Below are 18,375 nucleotides of genomic sequence, written 5' to 3' on the forward strand. Positions count from 1 at the left end.
CCGACTCACTGAATATATGTAACCCCGACAGTTACACAGAATTATTTACAGGGTCGTAAATAGCTTAAATCAAAAAGCCTCCCGTTACTTAGGAGGCTTTCACATTTTATGGGGTCACTCAGTGATACCTTTATTGGAGCAAGCCGAAATGTAACAACGCAACGACGTGTTATACACTAGTGTACTCAAAGTGTTCTCTTCTGGTTTAGCTTAGCAATTTTCTTTGGCCAAGGATCTTCAAACGTCTCCCCTTGCTGCCACTGCTCCAATTCCGCATCAGTCAAAAAGCAGCTTTCCAGTGCATCGATAAAGGCATCGACTTCATCTTCTTGCCCAATCACCGTTAGACGACAACGACGATCACCAAAGCGGCTTTCAACACTGTCTATCTTATCTTGTAAGATTTGACGATGCTCCTCTGTATAGTTTTGCGATTCATCTTCGATTACCGAAGCGCGCCAAAAGCCCGTGATTTCAAGGCCTACATTACCGTTCGCTTGGCTCCAAAGCAGTGAGACATCGTCTCGAGTTGGGAACCAAAAGAACCCTTTACTACGAAATACACCTTTTGTTAAATACTGTTGGCAGGTATTCCATAAACGAGCTGGATGAAATGGGCGATCATCTTTGAGCACTTTTGCAACAAGACTTTGTTCGTCTTTATCGGATAAATTCAGCGGTTCATTCACAGCCTCTCGAAGTTCTGTGATTAACTGTTCAACTAGTACGAAGTTATAATCTTGCTTACCTTTCAACATGCGAACATCCAAATTTCCCCAAGACGTTTTAATTATCTCGGTGTACACATTGAGAGGATGAATCGCCTGCGCAATGTTGCGAACAGTATTGTCATCCACCTTATCTGTTTTAGTTAGCATGACACGGTTTGAAAACATGATCTGCTCAACCAACAAGTTTTCTACCCCCCTAATACCTCGCTGAACATTCTCCTGCCACTTAGGGATTAACGTAGCTCCTTGTTGAAAATCATCTCGCAGCCAAGTCGCATCGACTAAAGTAATCACGTCTTTGAGTGCAAATTGTACGCTGTTTTTGAAATACTCGACCAAAGGTAAAGGATGGCTACTACCCGACGTTTCAATCACAATCCATTCTGGTGCGTTTTCTGCACAGAGTTTTTTAAGCGCTTTATCAAGTTTCTGTACACCACTCGGGCTACTGATACTATCGCCACTGATCGTGACAAAGTTGCCCTGATCTTCACTCACCGCATCTGTATTTAAGATAAGCACGCCATCGATATCCAGCTCACTCATATCATTTACAATAACGGACAGTTCATCACCGGAATACTCGGTTTGTTGGAGAATATTGCGTAAAAACGTGGTTTTCCCTGATCCGAGAAACCCATGCAAAATAGTGACTGGAATTGACGACATAGCTTTGACCTAAAAACCGGAAAGAAACGAACGTTATAACATAACAACACCATATACAGAAGTAATCCCGAATTGTCTTAGGTCAATAGCTGATGAAAAGGTAAATATAAGATAAAGCCCGAGGTAGCCTCGCCTTTAGCGATTAAACTAAATTGGAAACAGGCAAGTATCTATATTTTTGAGAAACATCCCCACTCGCACGACTTCTTTCAAAGCAACACCATCAGCACTTATACCTACAGGCGCCGAATTCAGTGGGTACCACGCGATGCTGTCTGCTTCTTGTGCTGTGATTTCACCTTCCCATTGGGTTACCACAAAATAATGAATCAGCTGTAACTCTTTTGTTGGGTGGTAGAGTGAACATAAGAATGTGTATTCAATTGGAGTAACGTTTAGCTCTTCGTTAAGCTCTCTAAACAGTGTCTGAATTTGATTTTCACCCTGCTCTATATGTCCGCCAGGTATTGTAATTAAGCCGGGGTCAGTGTCCTTAGAATCGCTGCGCTTTTCTAACAATACTTGTGATTCATTGAGCAAGATAAAAGAGACACACTCATGGACATCCATCGATTTTTCCTTAGGCCGAAGTTTAGATAATTAGGCTTTCTTTACGACAACAGAGCCTGCAATGAAATCATGAATCGCTCTGCGTTTGTGATTAAATAGCATGGAGGTGAACTCTAAAAGAACCCAACCAATCATTGCATAACCAACAAAAATAAAGGCTCTGCCTTGCTCTAAACTTTCCCAAGTCTGGCCGTAGAAAGACAGTTGCGCGTAAGCATAGAGACTAAAGGGTATAAGCATGATTGGGACAATATCTCTCATACAAGACTGTTTGAGGGTTAGGTTTCGGCTTTCAGATACATCCACTACTTTCACTCGGGTGACCATTTTACCGATTGTTTGCCCAAATTTAGCTTGCATGCCTACGTAGTAAGTGATGCCAATTAGTGAATTCACCACTCCCCAAGTAAAAACACAACCTGAACTTATCACGCCAGAAAGTACGTAGTCGTCTATCCACTCCAAAGGCAAAAATACGATTGAATCTATCCAGATAGCAAAGTTCACTAATAATCTACGTTCCTCCCAAGCAGTTTACCTAACACGATTGCTGAACGACTCGCAGCCACCATTATTCGACAAGGCGTCCTATAAAGCCCCAAAATTGAATACCTAATCAACACCATGTCAAACAGTTGGTTGAAAATTTCCTACGATCTACTTCAAGCTTCCGAAAAGGAACCGTCATCACAAAAACACACTCACAAATATGAGACAGTATGCACGCTTCAGGGTAGTTTTATAAAATATAGCGATAGTTAAGACTGCTAAGTCTTCTTGTTAAAAACAACACCGATTGAGCAGCAGGTGACTTTAAGGCGTGGCAACGTAAGTGTGAAAATGATCAACATCCCAGTATACATCGAGTTTTTTACAAAGATGAGTAGCGCTATATTTACGTTACTTCTAGGCAAGTTACTTTTTGATGAAACCAATAGTTTATGGGCATTTGCTTCAGCATATGGAGGGGAGTTTGTCATTGTTACACTCATTCAAATGTATGCAGGTTCCATTGCGGATAAATACTCTCCTCTTAGAATTCTAATATTCACAAATGCGATCAGTTCTATTGTTTTTATCTCCTTGTTTACTGTGTATGACTACTTTTTGTCCCATAGTTTGTTTATCGCCGCAGTAATTGTCTATATCTTCAGGCCATTTTATAGGACCAGCTTGTTTGTTCTTATTAGAACCGTAGCAAAAAAAGAAGAGCTTAAAGTACTAAATGGAAGAGTAACCTCAGCATCACAACTAGGCCAAATATTCGGTCTAACTCTTACAGGCGCAATGCTCTCTTTTTACTCGGTAAACTACATATTCCTAGCAATGGCAATTATCTACATTTCGTGTTTGTTTATGTCAATAAAATTCTGTACGTCCTCACATTATAATTGCTCTACAAATGCGAGAGGTGATGGAAACAGAATTAACTGGAGAGAGTTTGGGCAATTTTTAAAACTAGAAAAGCATTTCAGTGTCAGATTATTGAGCAGCTTTTCAATAGCATTTTGCTTGGGCGGCTTCTATGTTCACCTTGCACCTGTAGTTGTAGAAAAGTTCTCCAATAGTGATATATGGCTATCTATTCTCAGTGTAAGTTATGCTGCTGGTGCCATTATTTCAGGTATGCTCATAAAAAAGACAAATAACAGCTTATCTAATACATCATCAGATAACCTACTATTATTCAATCAAATACTAGCCATAGCCACCTTCATGTCTTTTGGTCTATTCGATAGTCTTTACTGGGTACCAATTTTACTGTTCACATTCGGTATCTCTACCACTTTATCAGCTGTTGGCTTATCTACGTACTTACAAAAAAACACGCTCGATGAGATAGCAGGTAGGACCGCAGCAGCACAGAACATTGTAATCGCATCAGGTAACGCGTTGGTTGCTTTCTACTCCTCATATCTGTTCGACTATTCTTTTATTTTCTCGTCTCTCGGTGTCTCTATAATGCTATTTTTCCAAGCTATCTTTTTTAGAGTTTTATTTTTGCTATATCCTGGAAAACCAAGTGATGTTTTTTGTATGGAAACGAGTAAATCATAGGTAGTGATGTATTTTCTTCATTGCTCATCAACTCTATAAAACACGGAACATTTTTGGTGTAGCTGAATAGTCACAGGTAATGTCCCACACGCCCTACTTCTTTCAAAGCGACACCATCAGCACTGATATCGACAGGCGCAGAATTCAGTGGATACCACGCGATGCTGTCTGCTTCTTGTGCTGTGATTTCACCTTGCCATTGGGTTACCACAAAGTAATGAATAAGCTGTAACTCTTTTGTTGGGTGATAGAGCGAACATAAGAATGTGTATTCAGTTGGAATAACGTTTAGCTCTTCGTTAAGCTCTCGAAACAATGCTTGAATTTGATTTTCACCCTGCTCTATATGTCCACCAGGTATTGTTATTAACCCGGGGTCAGTGTCCTTAGAATCGCTGCGCTTTTCTAACAATACTTGTGATTCATTGAGCAGGATAAAAGAGACACACTCATGGACATCCATCGATTTTTCCTTAGGCCGAAGTTTAGATAATTAGACTTTCTTTACGACAACAGAGCCTGCAATGAGATCATGAATCGCTCTGCGTTTATGATTAAATAGCATGGAGATGAACTCTAAAAGAACCCAACCGATCATTGCGTACCCAACCAAAATAAAGGCTCGGCCTTGCTCTAAACTTTCCCAAGTCTCGCCGTAGAAAGACAGTTGCGCGTAAGGATAGAGACTAAAGGGGATAAGCATGATTGGGACAATATCTCTCATACAAGACTGTTTGAGGGTTAAGTTTCGACTTTCAGATACATCCACTACTTTCACTCGAGTAACCATCTTACCGATTGTTTGCCCAAATTTAGCATGCATGCCAACGTAGTAAGTGACACCAATTAGTGAATTCACCACTCCCCAAGCAAAAACACCACCCGAGCTAATCACGCCAGAAAGTACGTAGTTGTCTATCCACTCCAAAGGTAAAAATACGATTGAATCTATCCAGATAGCAAAGAAGCGTCTCCAGAAATTAGAATACTTATTGGCATACATTTTTGTTCCTTGGTCTCTATTGGCAATAAAGCACAGACCCTACAACACATCAGCTTTTAATACATTCAACTAGCTATGATTTATAAAACAAATGCGAATCGGTATGCATATGTCGATAATTTACCCCACCGATTTTCAGGCTCACTAACGCTCACGACAAGTTCTTGCTTAGTCTTTCATACAACTCTAGAGCTTTAACTTTTGAGGTTAATTGCCCGAGAGCGTATTGATGGGCTAATTCAATATCGTCACTTTGCTCTGGATAATAACGCTTGGCTACTGCAGTACACTGGATCAGGTTGGTGTGCCAACTTCCGTCTTTCTCAGCGACAAAGTAGTACGCCGCCCGCACTAACTTTTTGCCAATCAGCTTAGCGACATCCGCATCGGTCATTGTTTTAAAGGCTAGGCCCATTTGATCCAGAAAAGTAGACAAGTCACCATTAAGCGCTTGGGCTATTTCACGACTAGGTTTGTAACGTTGAAAATCAATAGATAAATCATTACCCCAAATACAACAGCAACAGTGCTTGAGCCAAAACTGCCAATGGAATTTTTCTTGTGGCTGCAGAACTTCTGAAAGTGAGCCCGGGGCGATATCAAGCTTACTGACTTGGGGATATGCTTTGGGAATGCAGTCAGAAAGGTGCTGAAATAGTCGCTTCTCTTTTTGACCAATAGGTGTATTGAGTACGATAGAAACATCCAAATCCGAGTGACCAACAACCGCCGTTCCTCTCGGCACACTTCCGTATAGGTAGATACCATCAATTTGATTCGGAAGGCCACTTAACAACGAATCAATAACGGCACTCACAACCTCTTGGAATTCGGGAGCGATATTCTTAGGAGAGTATAGGTTTTCGATGAACCCGTCTTTGTCGAGACCTCTAGTTTGATTCAGCATGCCACTTTCCAGCTATATTAGGATCTGTTTCACAGCCCGAGATAGTACATAGAACAATACCATTCTCTTTTGAGTTTGCACTGATCACGAGCTCTCCTTGCGAACTCCAAACCGAGCTCTTGCCACACGTTTCCCAACCTCCCGTCACAGAGATATGGTTGCTCAGTAATACTGGTATACCGTGTTCCGACGCAATTCCAGATAAGATTTTAGAATCCGGATCAAAGCCATTCTCAGAGATTAAAGCGCTCGCTAAATAGATATCAGCATCTAGATGTTTAGCTCGTTGGGAGTGATCCGCCTCTATGAAGTCAGCACATATTGCTAGCGCGATTTTATGCCCATTCACATCAAATGTATAATCAACATCGCCAGCGGAGCAGTAGTTGCCCTCTCCATCATGCAGGTGCTGTTTAGAGTAGAACTCGACTCTACCGTCGGGAAAACAAATAACGGCGCCTATGGTGGGATGGGATAAGCCTGGAACTCGCAGGGGACAACCAGCCACAATAATCATCTCACTTTGAACCGAAGCTAGGGAGAGTTCTTCAAAGTTTGATGGCTCAAGAGACAATGCAAGTTCTTCCGCTAAATCAAGCTCATAGCCGGTTAGTGATAGCTCGGGGAAAACAACCACATCCGCATTGTACTTTGACGATTGCTCTATCATTTTTAGATGTTGCTTAAGGTTTTCTCTCCAGTTGCCTCTGACGACAGGAATTTGGGCCAAACTGATAGTGACACTCATTTCAAACTTCTCCAAAAAAACAAAAAATGCTACAAAAATCGCTACATAGCTAAATGCGGTATACGTTAGGGGCTGTACTTATAATTCGACTTCAAACACCGCTTATCAAAGCGACATTAACTCTCGCTTAATCTCATTGTCCAATTTTTCAATCGCGTAACGAAAAGCCACTCTTGGTATTGCGGCATACTTGGTATTCAGATAACCAATAACCTGTTGAGGCTCTTTTTGACTGAGTACTTTAAGCATCCAACCATAGCCTTTCTGTACTAAGTCATGCTTATCTTCGAGCAATAGATCCGCTACGCGAAACGGATCCAACGCAGCGTATCGATTCTTATTGATAGGATAAATTAAGATGACCGCAGCGGCTCTACGAACAGCAAAATTCGAATGCTCAACCCATTTGGTTGTGAGATCGAACAAATCATTGTACTGAGACAGCAACTCCCCAAAAGCATGAGTACAAAAGTCGTCACAATCGTTCCAGTCTGTGACGAACTCTGTTAACCAACTTTCAAAAACAGGGAACGTGTCTCTTGAATATTGTTTTCTTACTCTAAAAGCCCAATCGTACGCGATAACTCCTAGCGCCCAGTCTCTTTGCTCCAATAATTGAGTACACAGAGACAACACACTAGAAATATCTTTGTCTTCAAGAGTCTTAAAAATCTGAGCAGAAATGGAACGAACCTGAGCTGTTTTGATATCCACTTTCGGATAACCCACTTCTGAAAGATGCTGCTTTGCCGTTTCGACCATACTCACGAAAACAAACTCCTTGTCTATCTAAATTCAATATTGAAGTGAGATATCCGGCTCTTAAGATATTTCTAGATTGAGTTTTATAAAATAAAGCCATGTAAATCACAACATTCATTATTGGTTAATAAAATCACCTCTGCAATATAGAAATTTCCTTTGGCAATAGTTACTTATGGTGCATACTTGCCGTCTTCAAAAGAGGTGCATAATGAAAAAGAACGGTTTTACAATTATTGAGATTGTTGTCGTTATTGTGATTCTTGGAATAATCGCCGTTACGGCAGCGCCCAGATTCCTGGATGTGAGTACAGATTCGCATATTGCAGCCGTGAAAGGTACTGGCGCTGCTTTCAAAGCAGGTGTCGATCTTGCCTACTCAAAAAATTTGACCTTAAACGGTGGCGGTCCATCTACGAATATTCCTATATATGATGATTCTGTCACCGGCCAGCTTGACTTCAATGAATGGGGATACCCAGTACAGCAATGGCCTTACGCAGAAGATTTTCCAAGGCTGGATAATCCGGAAGACTGTATTTCGGTATGGGGAGCTCTCCTGATTGATCCACCGAGCGTTTCTAGTTTCAACTCACCGACTAATACTGACTATATCGCTGAGTACATCCACACCGACCAATGCCGTTATCATTATCGAGTCGTACCGGGGATATCTATTTACTACAACTCGATGAATGGCGATGTCACAGTAGATGACGAACCAGACAGCTAAGCTCTAGTTTAATGCTCAACGCGTTGGTGCACACAAATAAACTTAGAGAATGCCAAGCATCAAGATTCAGACACCCTAAAAATTAAGACAAGCACCTTTTGGCGAAAACCAGCGTGCTGTCTAACTCTCCAGAAGGTAAACGCCTAGCATTAGCTAAACGTGCTTCTTGCTGGTAGCCACATCGCTGCGCCACTGCCTGACTTTTCACATTCGTTGCTGCCATTTTTATTTCAACCCGCTTTGCCCCTTTATCAAGAAAGGCAAACTCTTCAACGAGTTGAATCGCCTCGCTCACATAACCAAATCCCGTTTTCGAAGTTCGTAACCAATAACCGATTTCAAAACAAGGTATAGAGTCGTCTCGAACAATAAAACCAATGGCGCCGATGAACGCCTCAGTATTCTTTTCAATAATACTGAACCAAAAATCCCCCACAAAATTAGAGAAATTACTGGCAGCCTCTTGAGTATTGAGTTCAAGTTGTTGCCGAGTTAAGGATTCAGAAACCCAAGGCAGGAATTCGGACAACTCAGCCATACATTCTTGAACAACGTTAAACATTTCATCAGTATGGATTAATGAAGGAGGTGTTAATTTAAGTCGTTCACTTTCCATTACTCTCACCTTCCCACTCTGAGCGAAGCATCGCTAATACAACGGTATCCCACCACTTATTTTTGAAAAATCGGTGCTCTTTAAAGCAAGCTTCTTGTCTCATCCCGAGTGACTTACACAATCTTATCGCCGCTAGATTCTCACCAATGGTTTCCGCATAAATTCGATGAACACCTAACTCTGAAAACCCAAAACCAGCCAGAGCATTGGCCGCTTCTATGGCTAGCCCTTTCCCCTGAATCTCTCTCGCAAAAGCGCAACCCATTGAAGCTTGCTGGTTATCTTCAAGGCGCAAACACACGGTTCCGATAAACTTCCCTGACTCTTTACTTTCCACAGCTAATTGATAGGACTGACGAGGATCTTCCTCAGCCTGTTCAACAAACAATTGAGTAAGTTGATGGTACTTACTAGGCTCACAATCAATCTCATTATAGAAGCGCTGATATTTGGCGTCCTGTGACATAGCCACAAACGCGCTTTGATCTTCAAGCGTCATATCTCGAAGAACTAATCGGTCAGTTTCTAGTTTGAACATCAAAATTCCTTTTTATCTGTCGCCTAAACTGTATGGCGTTACTGGCAGTCAAGCCAATAACGAGCTACTGGGCCAGGAAAGACTTTACCAAAAACTATTTTTTCGAACTTACCACCATTTGCCTCAATGACTTTTCGTGAAGCTATATTGTCTTCGTCTGCGGTAATCAAAGCTTGTTTAATACCCAGAGAGCTCGCTTTTGGAATAGCGAATTTGAGCATTGCCTTGCCGTAACCAGAACCTCTCTTTGAGGGAGCAATATCGTAGCCAATGTGCCCCGCTTCAAGTGACAAAAACTCATTATCGATACGATGACGAACACGAATGGCGCCAAGTATCTCTCCTTCATCATTTACCAACCAATAATGATTACATGGCACATAACCGTCGGGTAAGTTAACGCCTCTAGCCTCATCATTTAAGCATTCAATATAACGAGAAAAATCAAGAACACCGTCTTTGTAATAATCAGAGTTATCGATGTCGTGCTCCAACAAGTCTTGGTAATACACCTTAAAAGCGGACTCAAATTCTTTGGAGGGCGACACTAGTTTCATTGTTATCTATTCCTCTTACGATAAAATTAAAGGATGTTTCTAATAAGCACGATGAACCTGATAGGTTCCAATCGGACTGCAGGTAAGTTTGAGCTCATCAAAACCATTTACGATCAAATCTGCTGATTTTAATTCTTCTCTGGTATGGCTGGTTAATAGAGCGATCGTGAAACATCCTGCCTTCTTGGCCGATAGTACGCCAGATGGTGAATCTTCAACTGCAACGCAATCTTCTGGTTTTGCGCCCAAAGCTTCTGCGGCTTTAAGGAAAGGATCCGGTGCTGGCTTACCTCGTACCACATCTTCGGCACAAATCATGACCTTTGGCAACGTAAAACCGGAGGCTTCCAAGCTTGTTGTTGCGACCGCTCTAGGTCCACTCGTTGCGATTGACCAGCAATCCGGGCCTAATTTTGATAAAAAATCATGAGAATTTGGTATAGCCTTGGCGCGCTTCATCTCTTGGATCGCAATAGTTTTGACTTTATTGACCTCAGTGACATTAGAGAATTCCATGCCAATACAGCTCAGTGTCTCTTCGATTTTTCGCCCGTGGATATACTCACTCATGGTTTCAAAACGAACACCAACAGTCTTGCACCATTTTTTCCAAATATTGTCGATAACCACTTGGGTATCAACCAGTGTTGCATCGACATCAAAAATAAACTTCTTACATTCAATCATGAACTCTAAAACCTATGAAAAACACTTTGATACAGTATTGATATGAGCAGATAACACCCATTAAGACGCCATGACTTTAATACCAAACAGCGTAAACAAGCCGCCGGTTACATAATCCATGATACTTGAGATACGTGCATAAACACTTTTCGCTGCTCGATGTGAAAAGGCTGTCGCCAAAAACATATGCCAGCATAAGGTGATACCAGACATAGTCAGCATAATGGCGATGACCATCGGGATGGTAATATTTTCAGGCATAGACACACTAAACAAACTCACGACAAAGAAACCCGTTTTAGGGTTTAAGATGCTAGTGATAAACGCAGACATAAAGACTTTTCTACTTGAAGGCAGCATCGCTTCGCTAGTATTCAGGCCTTCATCTGGTTGTTTGGCTTTTCGTGTTGAAAGGATCTGGCGCATACCCAAGTACAACAAATAACTGCCACCAACGATCTTCATAACGCTAAACAATGCCGGGAAATGGGAGAGCAAAATAACCAAGCCGGTGCATCCAAACAGTGACCATAGCAATATGGATGTACTGACACCAAAAGCAGAATATTTTGCTAGCTTGCGGTTGTAGTGCAGCGCTGTGTTAATCGTCAACAGCACATTCGCGCCGGGAGTTGCGACCGCCAGCATCCAAATCAGCGCAACGTGAAGAAGAACCAATAAATATTCCATTTTCCTCTACTCAATTCACTCAAGCTTAAGTAATGATATCGCACGCACTAACGGTTTTGCGTCGCTTGATTCACAAAATTAGTGCGCTCGAACGTGGTGTGATAAGTGTCTTTCAACTCAGTATTAGAGTCCACATTTGAATCCAAAAAATGCCAAGCAATAAGATTCAACCAATCTATTAACGACCACTACTCTCGACACTTTGCTAAGCCATAAAGTTCCAGTAGTTGCCTACCATCACTAGGCATCCCTTCATAGGCACCAAACGCACTAGGGTAATAGATAGGCAATGCTGTCATCACAAACTGAGCCAATGAAAAATAGACACCAAAATTAATGACGTAAGAAGCGATGTAAGGGAGTTGATTGCTATTAATAAAATACAACGATAGACACAGGAGTAATGAGGTAAGCGGCCCCATAACTAGAGACCATGCTTGTAACGATTTACTGCCCTGTTTAGTTATTGAGGCAAAGCCAACATTCATTGAAAAGCTTGAAATTGACAGTGTGAGATTGCCAATTTGAACAACCTTGGCCTTTTCGCTATTCCCGAGGGCCACCTCGACTTTGTGACCCGCAATAAGCTGAGGGATTGCATGACCCAATTCATGCACTAAGGTGGCGATAGGCATCACAAACAAAAAGCCTATCGCTAATCCAATCAAACTATTCAATCTCAATCTCCCTATTTAGATCGATAGCCACTGATAGAAAGAGGTAAATGGTTGGTAGAAAACCTACTGCCGCTTATATTGTGTTGGACAATAACCTCTCGACACTTCAGAGCTACGAAGTTTTACATGTTTTGTCGCACGACCTGCGACGCGAGCACGCCACAACTTGAAGCTACCTGGCTTCATATGGCTACGCATAAAACGAATCACCTGTGATTCATTTAAACCAAATTGGTGTTCTATTGCCTCAAATGGCGTTCGGTCTTCCCACGCCATTTCAATAATTCTTGATTCACTCTCTTTAGATAATTTCATTGTCTACTCATCCTTTAAAATTTGAGTAGAAGTACGCTCACTCTCACTTTTTAGATCAGGCTGTTACCACTGAATCGATAAGGAATCATCAAACAAAAAACAGATATTTGTCGTTATCCTCTCTCCAGCCACTCGCTACGCAGCACTCCATATTTCAACGAGTCATAATACTCGCCTTGGTAATATCGCACCTTTCTCAGCCTCGCCTCTTGCTGGAAACCTAGCTTCAAAGCGAGAGACATCATGCGCGGGTTACCTGACCAAGTAGTTAGCCCCACACGCTCAATCTGTTTGTTTTCGAAGAGGTAAGTAATCCAGAGCGGAAGTGCTAATGCTGCGAGCCCCTTCCCCCAATAATCAGAGTTATAAATGACCACGCCAGCTTCGAGCCAACGTGTCTCTTCGCATTCCCAGTAGCAACTCACGGTTCCAACAGGTACACCGTCGACAACCACTAGCTGTAGGTCATCGCCCTCGAGCAGCCGTTTAAACGAATGCGCTTCAAAGCTTTCTAATGAAGGATGAGAATACGAAAAATAAGGGCCATTAAACTTAGTCCACTCATCGTTTGAGATAACCAAAGCATAAATGGCAGCTAATTCGCTAGGCATTGCTGGTCTTATCGTTATGTCCATTCGCTTTCCTTGTCCTGTTTTCAAACGCCATCGTACTGTTTAACGATTCTCGGTATTAGCTCGACTAATTTTTGTTGGAGTCTATTAGCTTTAAATGAGTATTTGCGAACTCTCTAAGCACTCTCGCATTATTGTGATGCGCGTTATCTCCACATTGCTGTCCGTTAACTCTAATTTCAGGACTAGAGTAGGCAGGAATAATATCACGCTCATAAGACATCACAGTGCCTCTCTCTGCACATGTAGCACCGAATGAATATGCGGGCGCTTTGGGGTACCTGTCAGCGATAAAATGTTCGATAGTCGCGTAATCTTTTAGCACCGTTTTATAGTCATGGTTGGCGCCGCTCATATGACCAATTTCATGTTCCATTGTCGAGTCTGGGTGATTTATAGCCAAAGAGAAAAAACGAGAGGCCTGAGACGCGACACCGCAATATCGAGACTCGAAAGCAGAATGATAATTTGAAAACACAACACCTGTAAAAACAGGACGACCGTCCTCTGTGATTTCTTCAATTGGATCTTCCATCGATAATTTGAGTAGCCTCTCTGCCGCACTCACATTTTGAAACCAAAGGCTATCAATAGCAGATGTATAAGTAATTTGGGCTACCTTTCTCCTAATAGGAATACATGAGTTTTTCAAAACTAGGTTGGAGTAACTTTCCCATGTGGCAACTTTACTAGCGATAAACGCCTTCGAGTATTCCAACAACATAGACTCGTCAATGTAAAGGTGAACCTCGGTATTCAACACTTTACCTTCAACACAAGCAGGGAACTCAATAGTGTCGGCATTAGTACCAAGACTAAAACCAAGAAAGATGACACCCAAGGCTACAGGCATTTGCTACATATCGTTTTTAATAAGTATTACCTTTCCAAAAGTAAAAAGCTCGCCAATGATGACGAGCCTTGTTTAGGGGTGAACCATGCTAACTGCGAGGTCGCACTTAGCTTACAACTTGTTCTCGCAAATTCACTTCGACACTCTTTAAGATCTTAAACTCTTCACGAGTACAGCCTCGAGCTACAGATACCCAGTGATCACCAGTTTCGTCTGACCCTTTAAACTCTGCACGAAGCTCGTATTTTCGCCACGAAAGAAAAGCCAAAATAAAGGTCAGAGCGAGCATAGGTAATCCAAACTGAGGTACGAACGCCCAAGTTGCTGCAGATAGCATCAAGGTCAATGAAACAACGTTTATTGCGTTTTCTTTGATACCCAGCTGTCGGATTTCCAGCTGTTTGATTTTACGTAAGCTGTAAACATCCTTCTTGACTCGAAGTTCATCAGAGCTCACTAGAAAATCAGATGCCTTGTATGGTCTACGCAGCCTCAATAAATTCGCTAACCTATTGCGTGTTTGGTTCTTATTCATCGCCTTTCTCCATGTTATTAAAGGTTAGTAAAAACTAATGTAATCATGAAGTTATCGGTGAATGCTTATTTTATAAATCAAGAGAATATAAAAAGCAAGGATATGAATTTAATAACATTTATAACATTAGAAAATGTATATCCATGAACAATTATGAGTTCCAATACATCCAAACCGAATACCTCTGCTTAAATACCAACCCAAGATAGAACGATTAAATTGAGGGCAGTACGCAACAGCACACACTACTTTGTTACTATTTATTTCAATCAATTTTCTGCAGGAAACAGCGGTGCTCCAAAAAACTTGACCAATTTCACATCAATTTATCTAAACCATAAGCTACACATTGTTAATACAAGAAGATCATCAGTGAATTAAATATTGAAAATAATTAAACAGAATCCATAAATTAAAACTATTATTTAAGCAATTGATCTCATAACAAAGAGTCTTTACCTTTACATTATGTACAGTGTTCAGCAATGGAGAAAATTATGGACGAGCTACTAACACACGCTATGGAACAGAAACAACGCACGGTCGTCACAAGCTTATTTGCTAAAAATGGATTTAAAATCGCAGCGACAGATTTTGATGATGTGACCTTTGAACGCGAAACCGTTTTGGTCAATGTTAGATTCGATGCATCTTCTAATGTCGAGTCAATTTCAGTATCCAACCACAAACCTTAAAAAAATATTGCTCTGAAGCAAGAGTGACCAGCATTCTGTATGCCTTTATGATGGAGATACCACTACCTAGTAGGTTTACCTCCATCAAAAGAATTACAGCAATCAAGCTAGAGCATGCTCCAACAAAGTTTCCTCATATCAAGTCAAGTTTTGTTTGAGCTTTTCTTCTAATGCTTGGACACACAATTGGATGGCAATCGGCGTGTTTGAAGTAAATGGGGTCAATGCATAAACCATGTTGGTCGGTAATTCAAAGCTAGGCAGCATATCAACAACCTGACCAGATAACTGAGGAATGCAGAAGTCTGGGATTGCACCAATACCAACACCCGATTTAATAAGTGCAAGACAACTGTGAAACGAATTAGTCACACAACTAGCTTGTTGTTGATAGACAAAGTTCTCTTCGGTTTGAGAACTAAAATGGTGAGTCACCTGCTTTCCCTGCCATGAATTTGCAATGTATGGAATCGATTCAAGCTCGCGTTCACGCATGCTTGTGACACCACACAATACATCTTTAAACTTACCTAAACGTTTCTGTTTTAGATTACTGTCACGTGAGCTACCAACTCGTACCGCAAGATCAATATCGTGCTCCATGAAATCTAAGTGTTGATCATCACTAATCAACTCCGGCTTTAATTTTGGATACTGTTTCATTAGGTCTGCAATAACAGGCAACACCAGCAAATCCATCAACGCATTCGGAGCCGTGATACGAATCCGCCCTTGTGGCTCTTCCAATTCCGATTTCGCCATATCCCACGCCGATTCGGCGATCACATTAATATCCTTACAACTTAGATAAAAACGTTCTCCCATACTGGTTAAGGTTTGTCTTCGCGTTGTTCGTTTAAGAAGGGAAGCGCCTAGCTCTTGCTCCAATATTTTTAGATGCTGACTGACAACAGATTTAGACAACTCTAGTTTTTCAGCCGCGGCCGATACAGAGCCTTGCTCTACAATATGAGCGAAAATCGACATCTGCTTTAGTTTACTCATCTTATTGTTCTCTTTTTACAAACAGTATTTTCTATTATCTCTGTTTTTCAAATTAATTACCAAGACTAAACTACTTTCAACTTATCGAGATAACCCAATCAAAAACACAGTGTTTAGAATAAGACTGTTATGGAGAAAACAATGTCAAACAATCAAGTATTAGAAGCGTGTAAGCAAGGCATTAACGCATGGCAAAAAGCATTCAACAACCAAGATGCGAAAGGTTGTGCAGATCAGTATGTAGAAAACTGTGTAATGGAAGCGCGCCCATTTGGCACTTTTGAAGGTCGTGAAGCAATTCAAGCATTCTGGCAAGGGATCATGGACCAAGGTTTCAAAGATGTTGATTACACAGATGTTAAATGGGAAGAACACCCAGAAGGCGGCTACGTTCTTACGGCAAGCTGGACGATGAATAAAGCATTTGGTGTAGTTCATCATGAACACTGGGCAGTACAAGAAGATGGTAAAGCTCGTCTTGTCAGTGATGACTTTGAAGTTCAAGGCGAACGCTAGAAACGAGTGGCTCAAACAGTAGCAAAAACTAAAGCCAGCACACTACCAGGTTGCTGGCTTTTTTGTATAACAACACAACCCCATTCCGTCATAATTTCAACTAAATGCAATCATAATCCGCTCCTAATAATTAATAGATTTATCTTTAGTTTCGATGACATAGCAGCAAGTGTGATACCTGCTACAAACTATCGAATCTCACTTATCGATCCCCAAAGACAACTTGAGATGTTGTTATTGCTGAGCCATTCTTTGTATAAATGATGGAGAGTGTTTCCATCACAATTAATAAGAGTGACAAGGAATTCGAATGATAAAAATGTTGGTTTGTGACTTTGACGGTACACTCGATGGCGGTCCCTCTCACGGGGTTAATCAACTTTTCGATTACCTCACCGAGCAACCCGATATCCGCTTTATCATCGCGACAGGTAGGACTCTCCCTTCTATACGAGTTGGCTTGGCATCAGATAACTACCCAGAACCACACAGCATCATCAGTGATGTTGGCACAAGAATTCACCACAACCATATCCAAAAGCCTGACCATATCTGGCATGAGAAACTCAAGGCATCATGGAATAAGTCAAAGGTAGAATCGGCGTTAGCACCACTCAGCTTTATGGGTGAACGCTTGGAAAGCCACCAAGGTCCCCATAAGATGACCTTTGAAGGTAAGCTGTCTGAACCTCAGCATGCATTAATTGAATCACAATTAGAATCACATGGCTTAGATGTCCACCTCACCTATTCACACGAATGGTATCTGGATATCACGCCAAAAGGCGTCAACAAAGCAACTGCAATCCATCACCTCCTGAAGCAGCATGACTTGAGTATCGAACAGGTGTGTGTTGCCGGTGACTCAGCGAACGATACATCAATGCTCACGATCGAAGGGGTGAACTCCATATTAGTGGCGAACCACTACCCTGAAGTAGCTCACCTATCGGGCAGAGATAACGTGTATACCAGTAAGGCGACCCATGCAGCAGGCGTGCTTGAAGGGCTCAAATACTGGCAACAGCGAGCTTCAAGTAACCACTAATATATATCGTCGCAGCTTCCAGCTGTGCAGTTCAATCGAAGCTGGGTTCCTTGCTACTTCCAACCAGGGAGCCACGCTTGATTGTCGGTGAGGTCGCGCCAATTTATCGCTTCTTCCCGTTTCGTCATCACCGCTTCGATCAAACAGCGCACCACTTCTCCTTCGTCAAATTCTACCTCCGTAACCATGAAGTGCTTTTCCTTTTTCACCGGGCTAACGGCCGTCCACTTACTACGAAATAGTTTCTTGGGGTTGATACGGTTCATGGGCTTTTCCTGTCTCAATTGCAACAGAACTTTATAAGACTTGTAGATTTAAAAAGATCACTACATACAAAAAACATAATTTAAATCCAAGTACGCCACAAGTAAGATCAATAAAGTCGGGCCATAAATTCGATACAATTAATGCTCACCAATTCAAAAACTAACTTTCCATGAGCCAAACAGAATTCCAGCAAAAAATGGCGAGCTTTACCTCTATTGAACAAGCGCTCGATTACTTTGAAATTGGGTTTGATAGTAAGTTCATCGACCAAAATAGAGTCGAGCTTGTGAAACGCTTTAATGGCTATCTGATCCTGTCGAAACCTGACGATTGGTTTTCTGGAAGAAGAGCCCTGAAAAATGCCTACTGCAAGGTGCAACGCAGTAAGTTAGATCGTTATACGCGTTCGGCTTGCCGAGGCTGCACAACTTGCCAGCGTCGATAAGCATAAAGTGCCGTTAAAAAAGAGAGCTCGGATATAGATAGTTGAAATAACATCTCATTACGATTTAGTTAGTAGTTTGCTCGAAAAAAAGTGTGCTAGTCTTACTACAACTCAACTA

26 protein-coding genes are annotated in these 18,375 nt (G+C 41.6%); 6 read left to right on the forward strand and 20 right to left on the reverse strand.

Features of this window, described 5'->3' with window-relative positions; all coding sequences use genetic code 11:
* Positions 1 to 185: 185 nt before the first annotated feature.
* The 3 genes from JC606_RS17120 to JC606_RS17130 all read right to left on the reverse strand — a co-directional run bounded on the left by JC606_RS17120 (position 186) and on the right by JC606_RS17130 (position 2,477).
* Positions 186 to 1,400, reverse strand: a complete 1,215-nt coding sequence (locus JC606_RS17120) for a CobW family GTP-binding protein (protein WP_137408721.1) — start codon at positions 1,398 to 1,400, stop codon at positions 186 to 188.
* 147 nt (positions 1,401 to 1,547) lie between these two features.
* Positions 1,548 to 1,970: an NUDIX hydrolase gene (locus JC606_RS17125; protein WP_137408720.1), complete on the reverse strand. Its 423-nt coding sequence runs from the start codon at positions 1,968 to 1,970 to the stop codon at positions 1,548 to 1,550.
* 30 nt (positions 1,971 to 2,000) lie between these two features.
* Complete coding sequence (locus JC606_RS17130) at positions 2,001 to 2,477, reverse strand: RDD family protein (protein WP_137408719.1); 477 nt, start codon at positions 2,475 to 2,477, stop codon at positions 2,001 to 2,003.
* A gap of 270 nt (positions 2,478 to 2,747) precedes the next feature.
* On the opposite strand from JC606_RS17130, the gene JC606_RS17135 reads away from it, so the two are divergent.
* Positions 2,748 to 4,028, forward strand: a complete 1,281-nt coding sequence (locus JC606_RS17135) for an MFS transporter (protein ID WP_137408718.1) — start codon at positions 2,748 to 2,750, stop codon at positions 4,026 to 4,028.
* A gap of 70 nt (positions 4,029 to 4,098) precedes the next feature.
* Here JC606_RS17135 and JC606_RS17140 read toward each other — a convergent pair whose 3' ends face one another.
* From JC606_RS17140 to JC606_RS17160, 5 genes are all read right to left on the reverse strand, one after another.
* Positions 4,099 to 4,491, reverse strand: a complete 393-nt coding sequence (locus tag JC606_RS17140; protein ID WP_198779036.1) for an NUDIX hydrolase — start codon at positions 4,489 to 4,491, stop codon at positions 4,099 to 4,101.
* A gap of 30 nt (positions 4,492 to 4,521) precedes the next feature.
* Positions 4,522 to 5,031: an RDD family protein gene (locus tag JC606_RS17145; RefSeq protein ID WP_137408716.1), complete on the reverse strand. Its 510-nt coding sequence runs from the start codon at positions 5,029 to 5,031 to the stop codon at positions 4,522 to 4,524.
* Positions 5,032 to 5,182: 151 nt separating this feature from the next.
* Entirely contained in the window at positions 5,183 to 5,938 is a 756-nt protein-coding gene (locus JC606_RS17150; RefSeq protein WP_198779037.1) for a nucleotidyltransferase domain-containing protein, read from the reverse strand.
* Entirely contained in the window at positions 5,922 to 6,686 is a 765-nt protein-coding gene (locus tag JC606_RS17155; RefSeq protein WP_198779038.1) for a carbon-nitrogen hydrolase family protein, read from the reverse strand. The genes JC606_RS17150 and JC606_RS17155 overlap by 17 nt, the downstream gene beginning before the upstream one ends.
* Before the next feature lie 105 nt (positions 6,687 to 6,791).
* Complete coding sequence (locus tag JC606_RS17160; protein WP_137408713.1) at positions 6,792 to 7,454, reverse strand: DNA alkylation repair protein; 663 nt, start codon at positions 7,452 to 7,454, stop codon at positions 6,792 to 6,794.
* A 205-nt stretch (positions 7,455 to 7,659) separates the two neighbouring features.
* On the opposite strand from JC606_RS17160, the gene JC606_RS17165 reads away from it, so the two are divergent.
* Positions 7,660 to 8,181 carry a prepilin-type N-terminal cleavage/methylation domain-containing protein gene (locus JC606_RS17165; RefSeq protein WP_137408712.1) on the forward strand — a complete coding sequence of 174 codons (522 nt, stop codon included), beginning with the start codon at positions 7,660 to 7,662 and terminating at the stop codon, positions 8,179 to 8,181.
* An 82-nt stretch (positions 8,182 to 8,263) separates the two neighbouring features.
* Here JC606_RS17165 and JC606_RS17170 read toward each other — a convergent pair whose 3' ends face one another.
* From JC606_RS17170 to JC606_RS17215, 10 genes are all read right to left on the reverse strand, one after another.
* Positions 8,264 to 8,797, reverse strand: coding sequence for a GNAT family N-acetyltransferase (locus JC606_RS17170; protein WP_198779039.1), 534 nt, complete (start codon positions 8,795 to 8,797; stop codon positions 8,264 to 8,266).
* A complete protein-coding gene (locus JC606_RS17175; protein ID WP_137408710.1) occupies positions 8,787 to 9,335 on the reverse strand; it encodes a GNAT family N-acetyltransferase in 549 nt (182 codons plus the stop codon). Before JC606_RS17175 ends, JC606_RS17170 begins: the two co-directional genes overlap by 11 nt.
* A gap of 38 nt (positions 9,336 to 9,373) precedes the next feature.
* The gene (locus JC606_RS17180) at positions 9,374 to 9,892 is read right to left on the reverse strand and encodes a GNAT family N-acetyltransferase (protein ID WP_198779040.1); all 519 of its coding nucleotides are present in this window, start codon (positions 9,890 to 9,892) and stop codon (positions 9,374 to 9,376) included.
* Between the two features lie 39 nt (positions 9,893 to 9,931).
* Positions 9,932 to 10,579, reverse strand: coding sequence for an HAD-IA family hydrolase (locus JC606_RS17185; RefSeq protein WP_137408708.1), 648 nt, complete (start codon positions 10,577 to 10,579; stop codon positions 9,932 to 9,934).
* 60 nt (positions 10,580 to 10,639) lie between these two features.
* Entirely contained in the window at positions 10,640 to 11,269 is a 630-nt protein-coding gene (locus JC606_RS17190; RefSeq protein ID WP_198779041.1) for a LysE family transporter, read from the reverse strand.
* A 188-nt stretch (positions 11,270 to 11,457) separates the two neighbouring features.
* Complete coding sequence (locus JC606_RS17195; RefSeq protein ID WP_116870317.1) at positions 11,458 to 11,946, reverse strand: hypothetical protein; 489 nt, start codon at positions 11,944 to 11,946, stop codon at positions 11,458 to 11,460.
* A 63-nt stretch (positions 11,947 to 12,009) separates the two neighbouring features.
* On the reverse strand, positions 12,010 to 12,261 hold the full coding sequence (locus tag JC606_RS17200; RefSeq protein ID WP_008222468.1) for a TIGR03643 family protein: 252 nt from the start codon (positions 12,259 to 12,261) through the stop codon (positions 12,010 to 12,012).
* Between the two features lie 113 nt (positions 12,262 to 12,374).
* Positions 12,375 to 12,896 carry a GNAT family N-acetyltransferase gene (locus JC606_RS17205; RefSeq protein ID WP_137408707.1) on the reverse strand — a complete coding sequence of 174 codons (522 nt, stop codon included), beginning with the start codon at positions 12,894 to 12,896 and terminating at the stop codon, positions 12,375 to 12,377.
* 64 nt (positions 12,897 to 12,960) lie between these two features.
* Positions 12,961 to 13,746: a hypothetical protein gene (locus JC606_RS17210; protein ID WP_198779042.1), complete on the reverse strand. Its 786-nt coding sequence runs from the start codon at positions 13,744 to 13,746 to the stop codon at positions 12,961 to 12,963.
* 106 nt (positions 13,747 to 13,852) lie between these two features.
* Positions 13,853 to 14,281, reverse strand: coding sequence for a hypothetical protein (locus tag JC606_RS17215; protein ID WP_198779043.1), 429 nt, complete (start codon positions 14,279 to 14,281; stop codon positions 13,853 to 13,855).
* 497 nt (positions 14,282 to 14,778) lie between these two features.
* On the opposite strand from JC606_RS17215, the gene JC606_RS17220 reads away from it, so the two are divergent.
* Complete coding sequence (locus tag JC606_RS17220; protein ID WP_004742124.1) at positions 14,779 to 14,976, forward strand: hypothetical protein; 198 nt, start codon at positions 14,779 to 14,781, stop codon at positions 14,974 to 14,976.
* A 138-nt stretch (positions 14,977 to 15,114) separates the two neighbouring features.
* Here the strand turns inward: JC606_RS17220 and JC606_RS17225 are convergent, their stop codons facing one another.
* Positions 15,115 to 15,981 carry a LysR family transcriptional regulator gene (locus tag JC606_RS17225; RefSeq protein WP_137407772.1) on the reverse strand — a complete coding sequence of 289 codons (867 nt, stop codon included), beginning with the start codon at positions 15,979 to 15,981 and terminating at the stop codon, positions 15,115 to 15,117.
* A gap of 141 nt (positions 15,982 to 16,122) precedes the next feature.
* Here JC606_RS17225 and JC606_RS17230 point away from each other — a divergent pair, with 141 nt between their 5' ends.
* A complete protein-coding gene (locus JC606_RS17230) occupies positions 16,123 to 16,497 on the forward strand; it encodes a YybH family protein (protein ID WP_137407773.1) in 375 nt (124 codons plus the stop codon).
* Positions 16,498 to 16,807: 310 nt separating this feature from the next.
* Entirely contained in the window at positions 16,808 to 17,545 is a 738-nt protein-coding gene (locus JC606_RS17235; protein ID WP_198779044.1) for an HAD-IIB family hydrolase, read from the forward strand.
* A gap of 53 nt (positions 17,546 to 17,598) precedes the next feature.
* On the opposite strand, the gene JC606_RS17240 is transcribed toward JC606_RS17235, so the two are convergent.
* Entirely contained in the window at positions 17,599 to 17,811 is a 213-nt protein-coding gene (locus JC606_RS17240; protein ID WP_102423016.1) for a TIGR02450 family Trp-rich protein, read from the reverse strand.
* Positions 17,812 to 17,981: 170 nt separating this feature from the next.
* Here JC606_RS17240 and JC606_RS17245 point away from each other — a divergent pair, with 170 nt between their 5' ends.
* The gene (locus tag JC606_RS17245) at positions 17,982 to 18,257 is read left to right on the forward strand and encodes a nitrogenase-stabilizing/protective protein NifW (RefSeq protein ID WP_105024663.1); all 276 of its coding nucleotides are present in this window, start codon (positions 17,982 to 17,984) and stop codon (positions 18,255 to 18,257) included.
* Positions 18,258 to 18,375 lie beyond the last annotated feature (118 nt).

Source organism: Vibrio sp. IB15 (genome assembly GCF_016406055.1).
Lineage (GTDB): Bacteria > Pseudomonadota > Gammaproteobacteria > Enterobacterales > Vibrionaceae > Vibrio > Vibrio chagasii.

Bases quoted from the DNA above. Each gene is read 5' to 3' on its own strand.
- JC606_RS17120 (WP_137408721.1), bottom strand. From the start codon at position 1,400: ATGTCGTCAATTCCAGTCACTATTTTGCATGGGTTTCTCGGATCAGGG.
- JC606_RS17125 (WP_137408720.1), bottom strand. From the start codon at position 1,970: ATGGATGTCCATGAGTGTGTCTCTTTTATCTTGCTCAATGAATCACAA.
- JC606_RS17140 (WP_198779036.1), bottom strand. From the start codon at position 4,491: ATGGATGTCCATGAGTGTGTCTCTTTTATCCTGCTCAATGAATCACAA.
- JC606_RS17145 (WP_137408716.1), bottom strand. From the start codon at position 5,031: ATGTATGCCAATAAGTATTCTAATTTCTGGAGACGCTTCTTTGCTATC.
- JC606_RS17150 (WP_198779037.1), bottom strand. From the start codon at position 5,938: ATGCTGAATCAAACTAGAGGTCTCGACAAAGACGGGTTCATCGAAAAC.
- JC606_RS17155 (WP_198779038.1), bottom strand. From the start codon at position 6,686: ATGAGTGTCACTATCAGTTTGGCCCAAATTCCTGTCGTCAGAGGCAAC.
- JC606_RS17165 (WP_137408712.1), top strand. From the start codon at position 7,660: ATGAAAAAGAACGGTTTTACAATTATTGAGATTGTTGTCGTTATTGTG.
- JC606_RS17170 (WP_198779039.1), bottom strand. From the start codon at position 8,797: ATGGAAAGTGAACGACTTAAATTAACACCTCCTTCATTAATCCATACT.
- JC606_RS17175 (WP_137408710.1), bottom strand. From the start codon at position 9,335: ATGTTCAAACTAGAAACTGACCGATTAGTTCTTCGAGATATGACGCTT.
- JC606_RS17180 (WP_198779040.1), bottom strand. From the start codon at position 9,892: ATGAAACTAGTGTCGCCCTCCAAAGAATTTGAGTCCGCTTTTAAGGTG.
- JC606_RS17185 (WP_137408708.1), bottom strand. From the start codon at position 10,579: ATGATTGAATGTAAGAAGTTTATTTTTGATGTCGATGCAACACTGGTT.
- JC606_RS17190 (WP_198779041.1), bottom strand. From the start codon at position 11,269: ATGGAATATTTATTGGTTCTTCTTCACGTTGCGCTGATTTGGATGCTG.
- JC606_RS17200 (WP_008222468.1), bottom strand. From the start codon at position 12,261: ATGAAATTATCTAAAGAGAGTGAATCAAGAATTATTGAAATGGCGTGG.
- JC606_RS17205 (WP_137408707.1), bottom strand. From the start codon at position 12,896: ATGGACATAACGATAAGACCAGCAATGCCTAGCGAATTAGCTGCCATT.
- JC606_RS17210 (WP_198779042.1), bottom strand. From the start codon at position 13,746: ATGCCTGTAGCCTTGGGTGTCATCTTTCTTGGTTTTAGTCTTGGTACT.
- JC606_RS17215 (WP_198779043.1), bottom strand. From the start codon at position 14,281: ATGAATAAGAACCAAACACGCAATAGGTTAGCGAATTTATTGAGGCTG.
- JC606_RS17220 (WP_004742124.1), top strand. From the start codon at position 14,779: ATGGACGAGCTACTAACACACGCTATGGAACAGAAACAACGCACGGTC.
- JC606_RS17225 (WP_137407772.1), bottom strand. From the start codon at position 15,981: ATGAGTAAACTAAAGCAGATGTCGATTTTCGCTCATATTGTAGAGCAA.
- JC606_RS17230 (WP_137407773.1), top strand. From the start codon at position 16,123: ATGTCAAACAATCAAGTATTAGAAGCGTGTAAGCAAGGCATTAACGCA.
- JC606_RS17235 (WP_198779044.1), top strand. From the start codon at position 16,808: ATGATAAAAATGTTGGTTTGTGACTTTGACGGTACACTCGATGGCGGT.
- JC606_RS17240 (WP_102423016.1), bottom strand. From the start codon at position 17,811: ATGAACCGTATCAACCCCAAGAAACTATTTCGTAGTAAGTGGACGGCC.
- JC606_RS17245 (WP_105024663.1), top strand. From the start codon at position 17,982: ATGAGCCAAACAGAATTCCAGCAAAAAATGGCGAGCTTTACCTCTATT.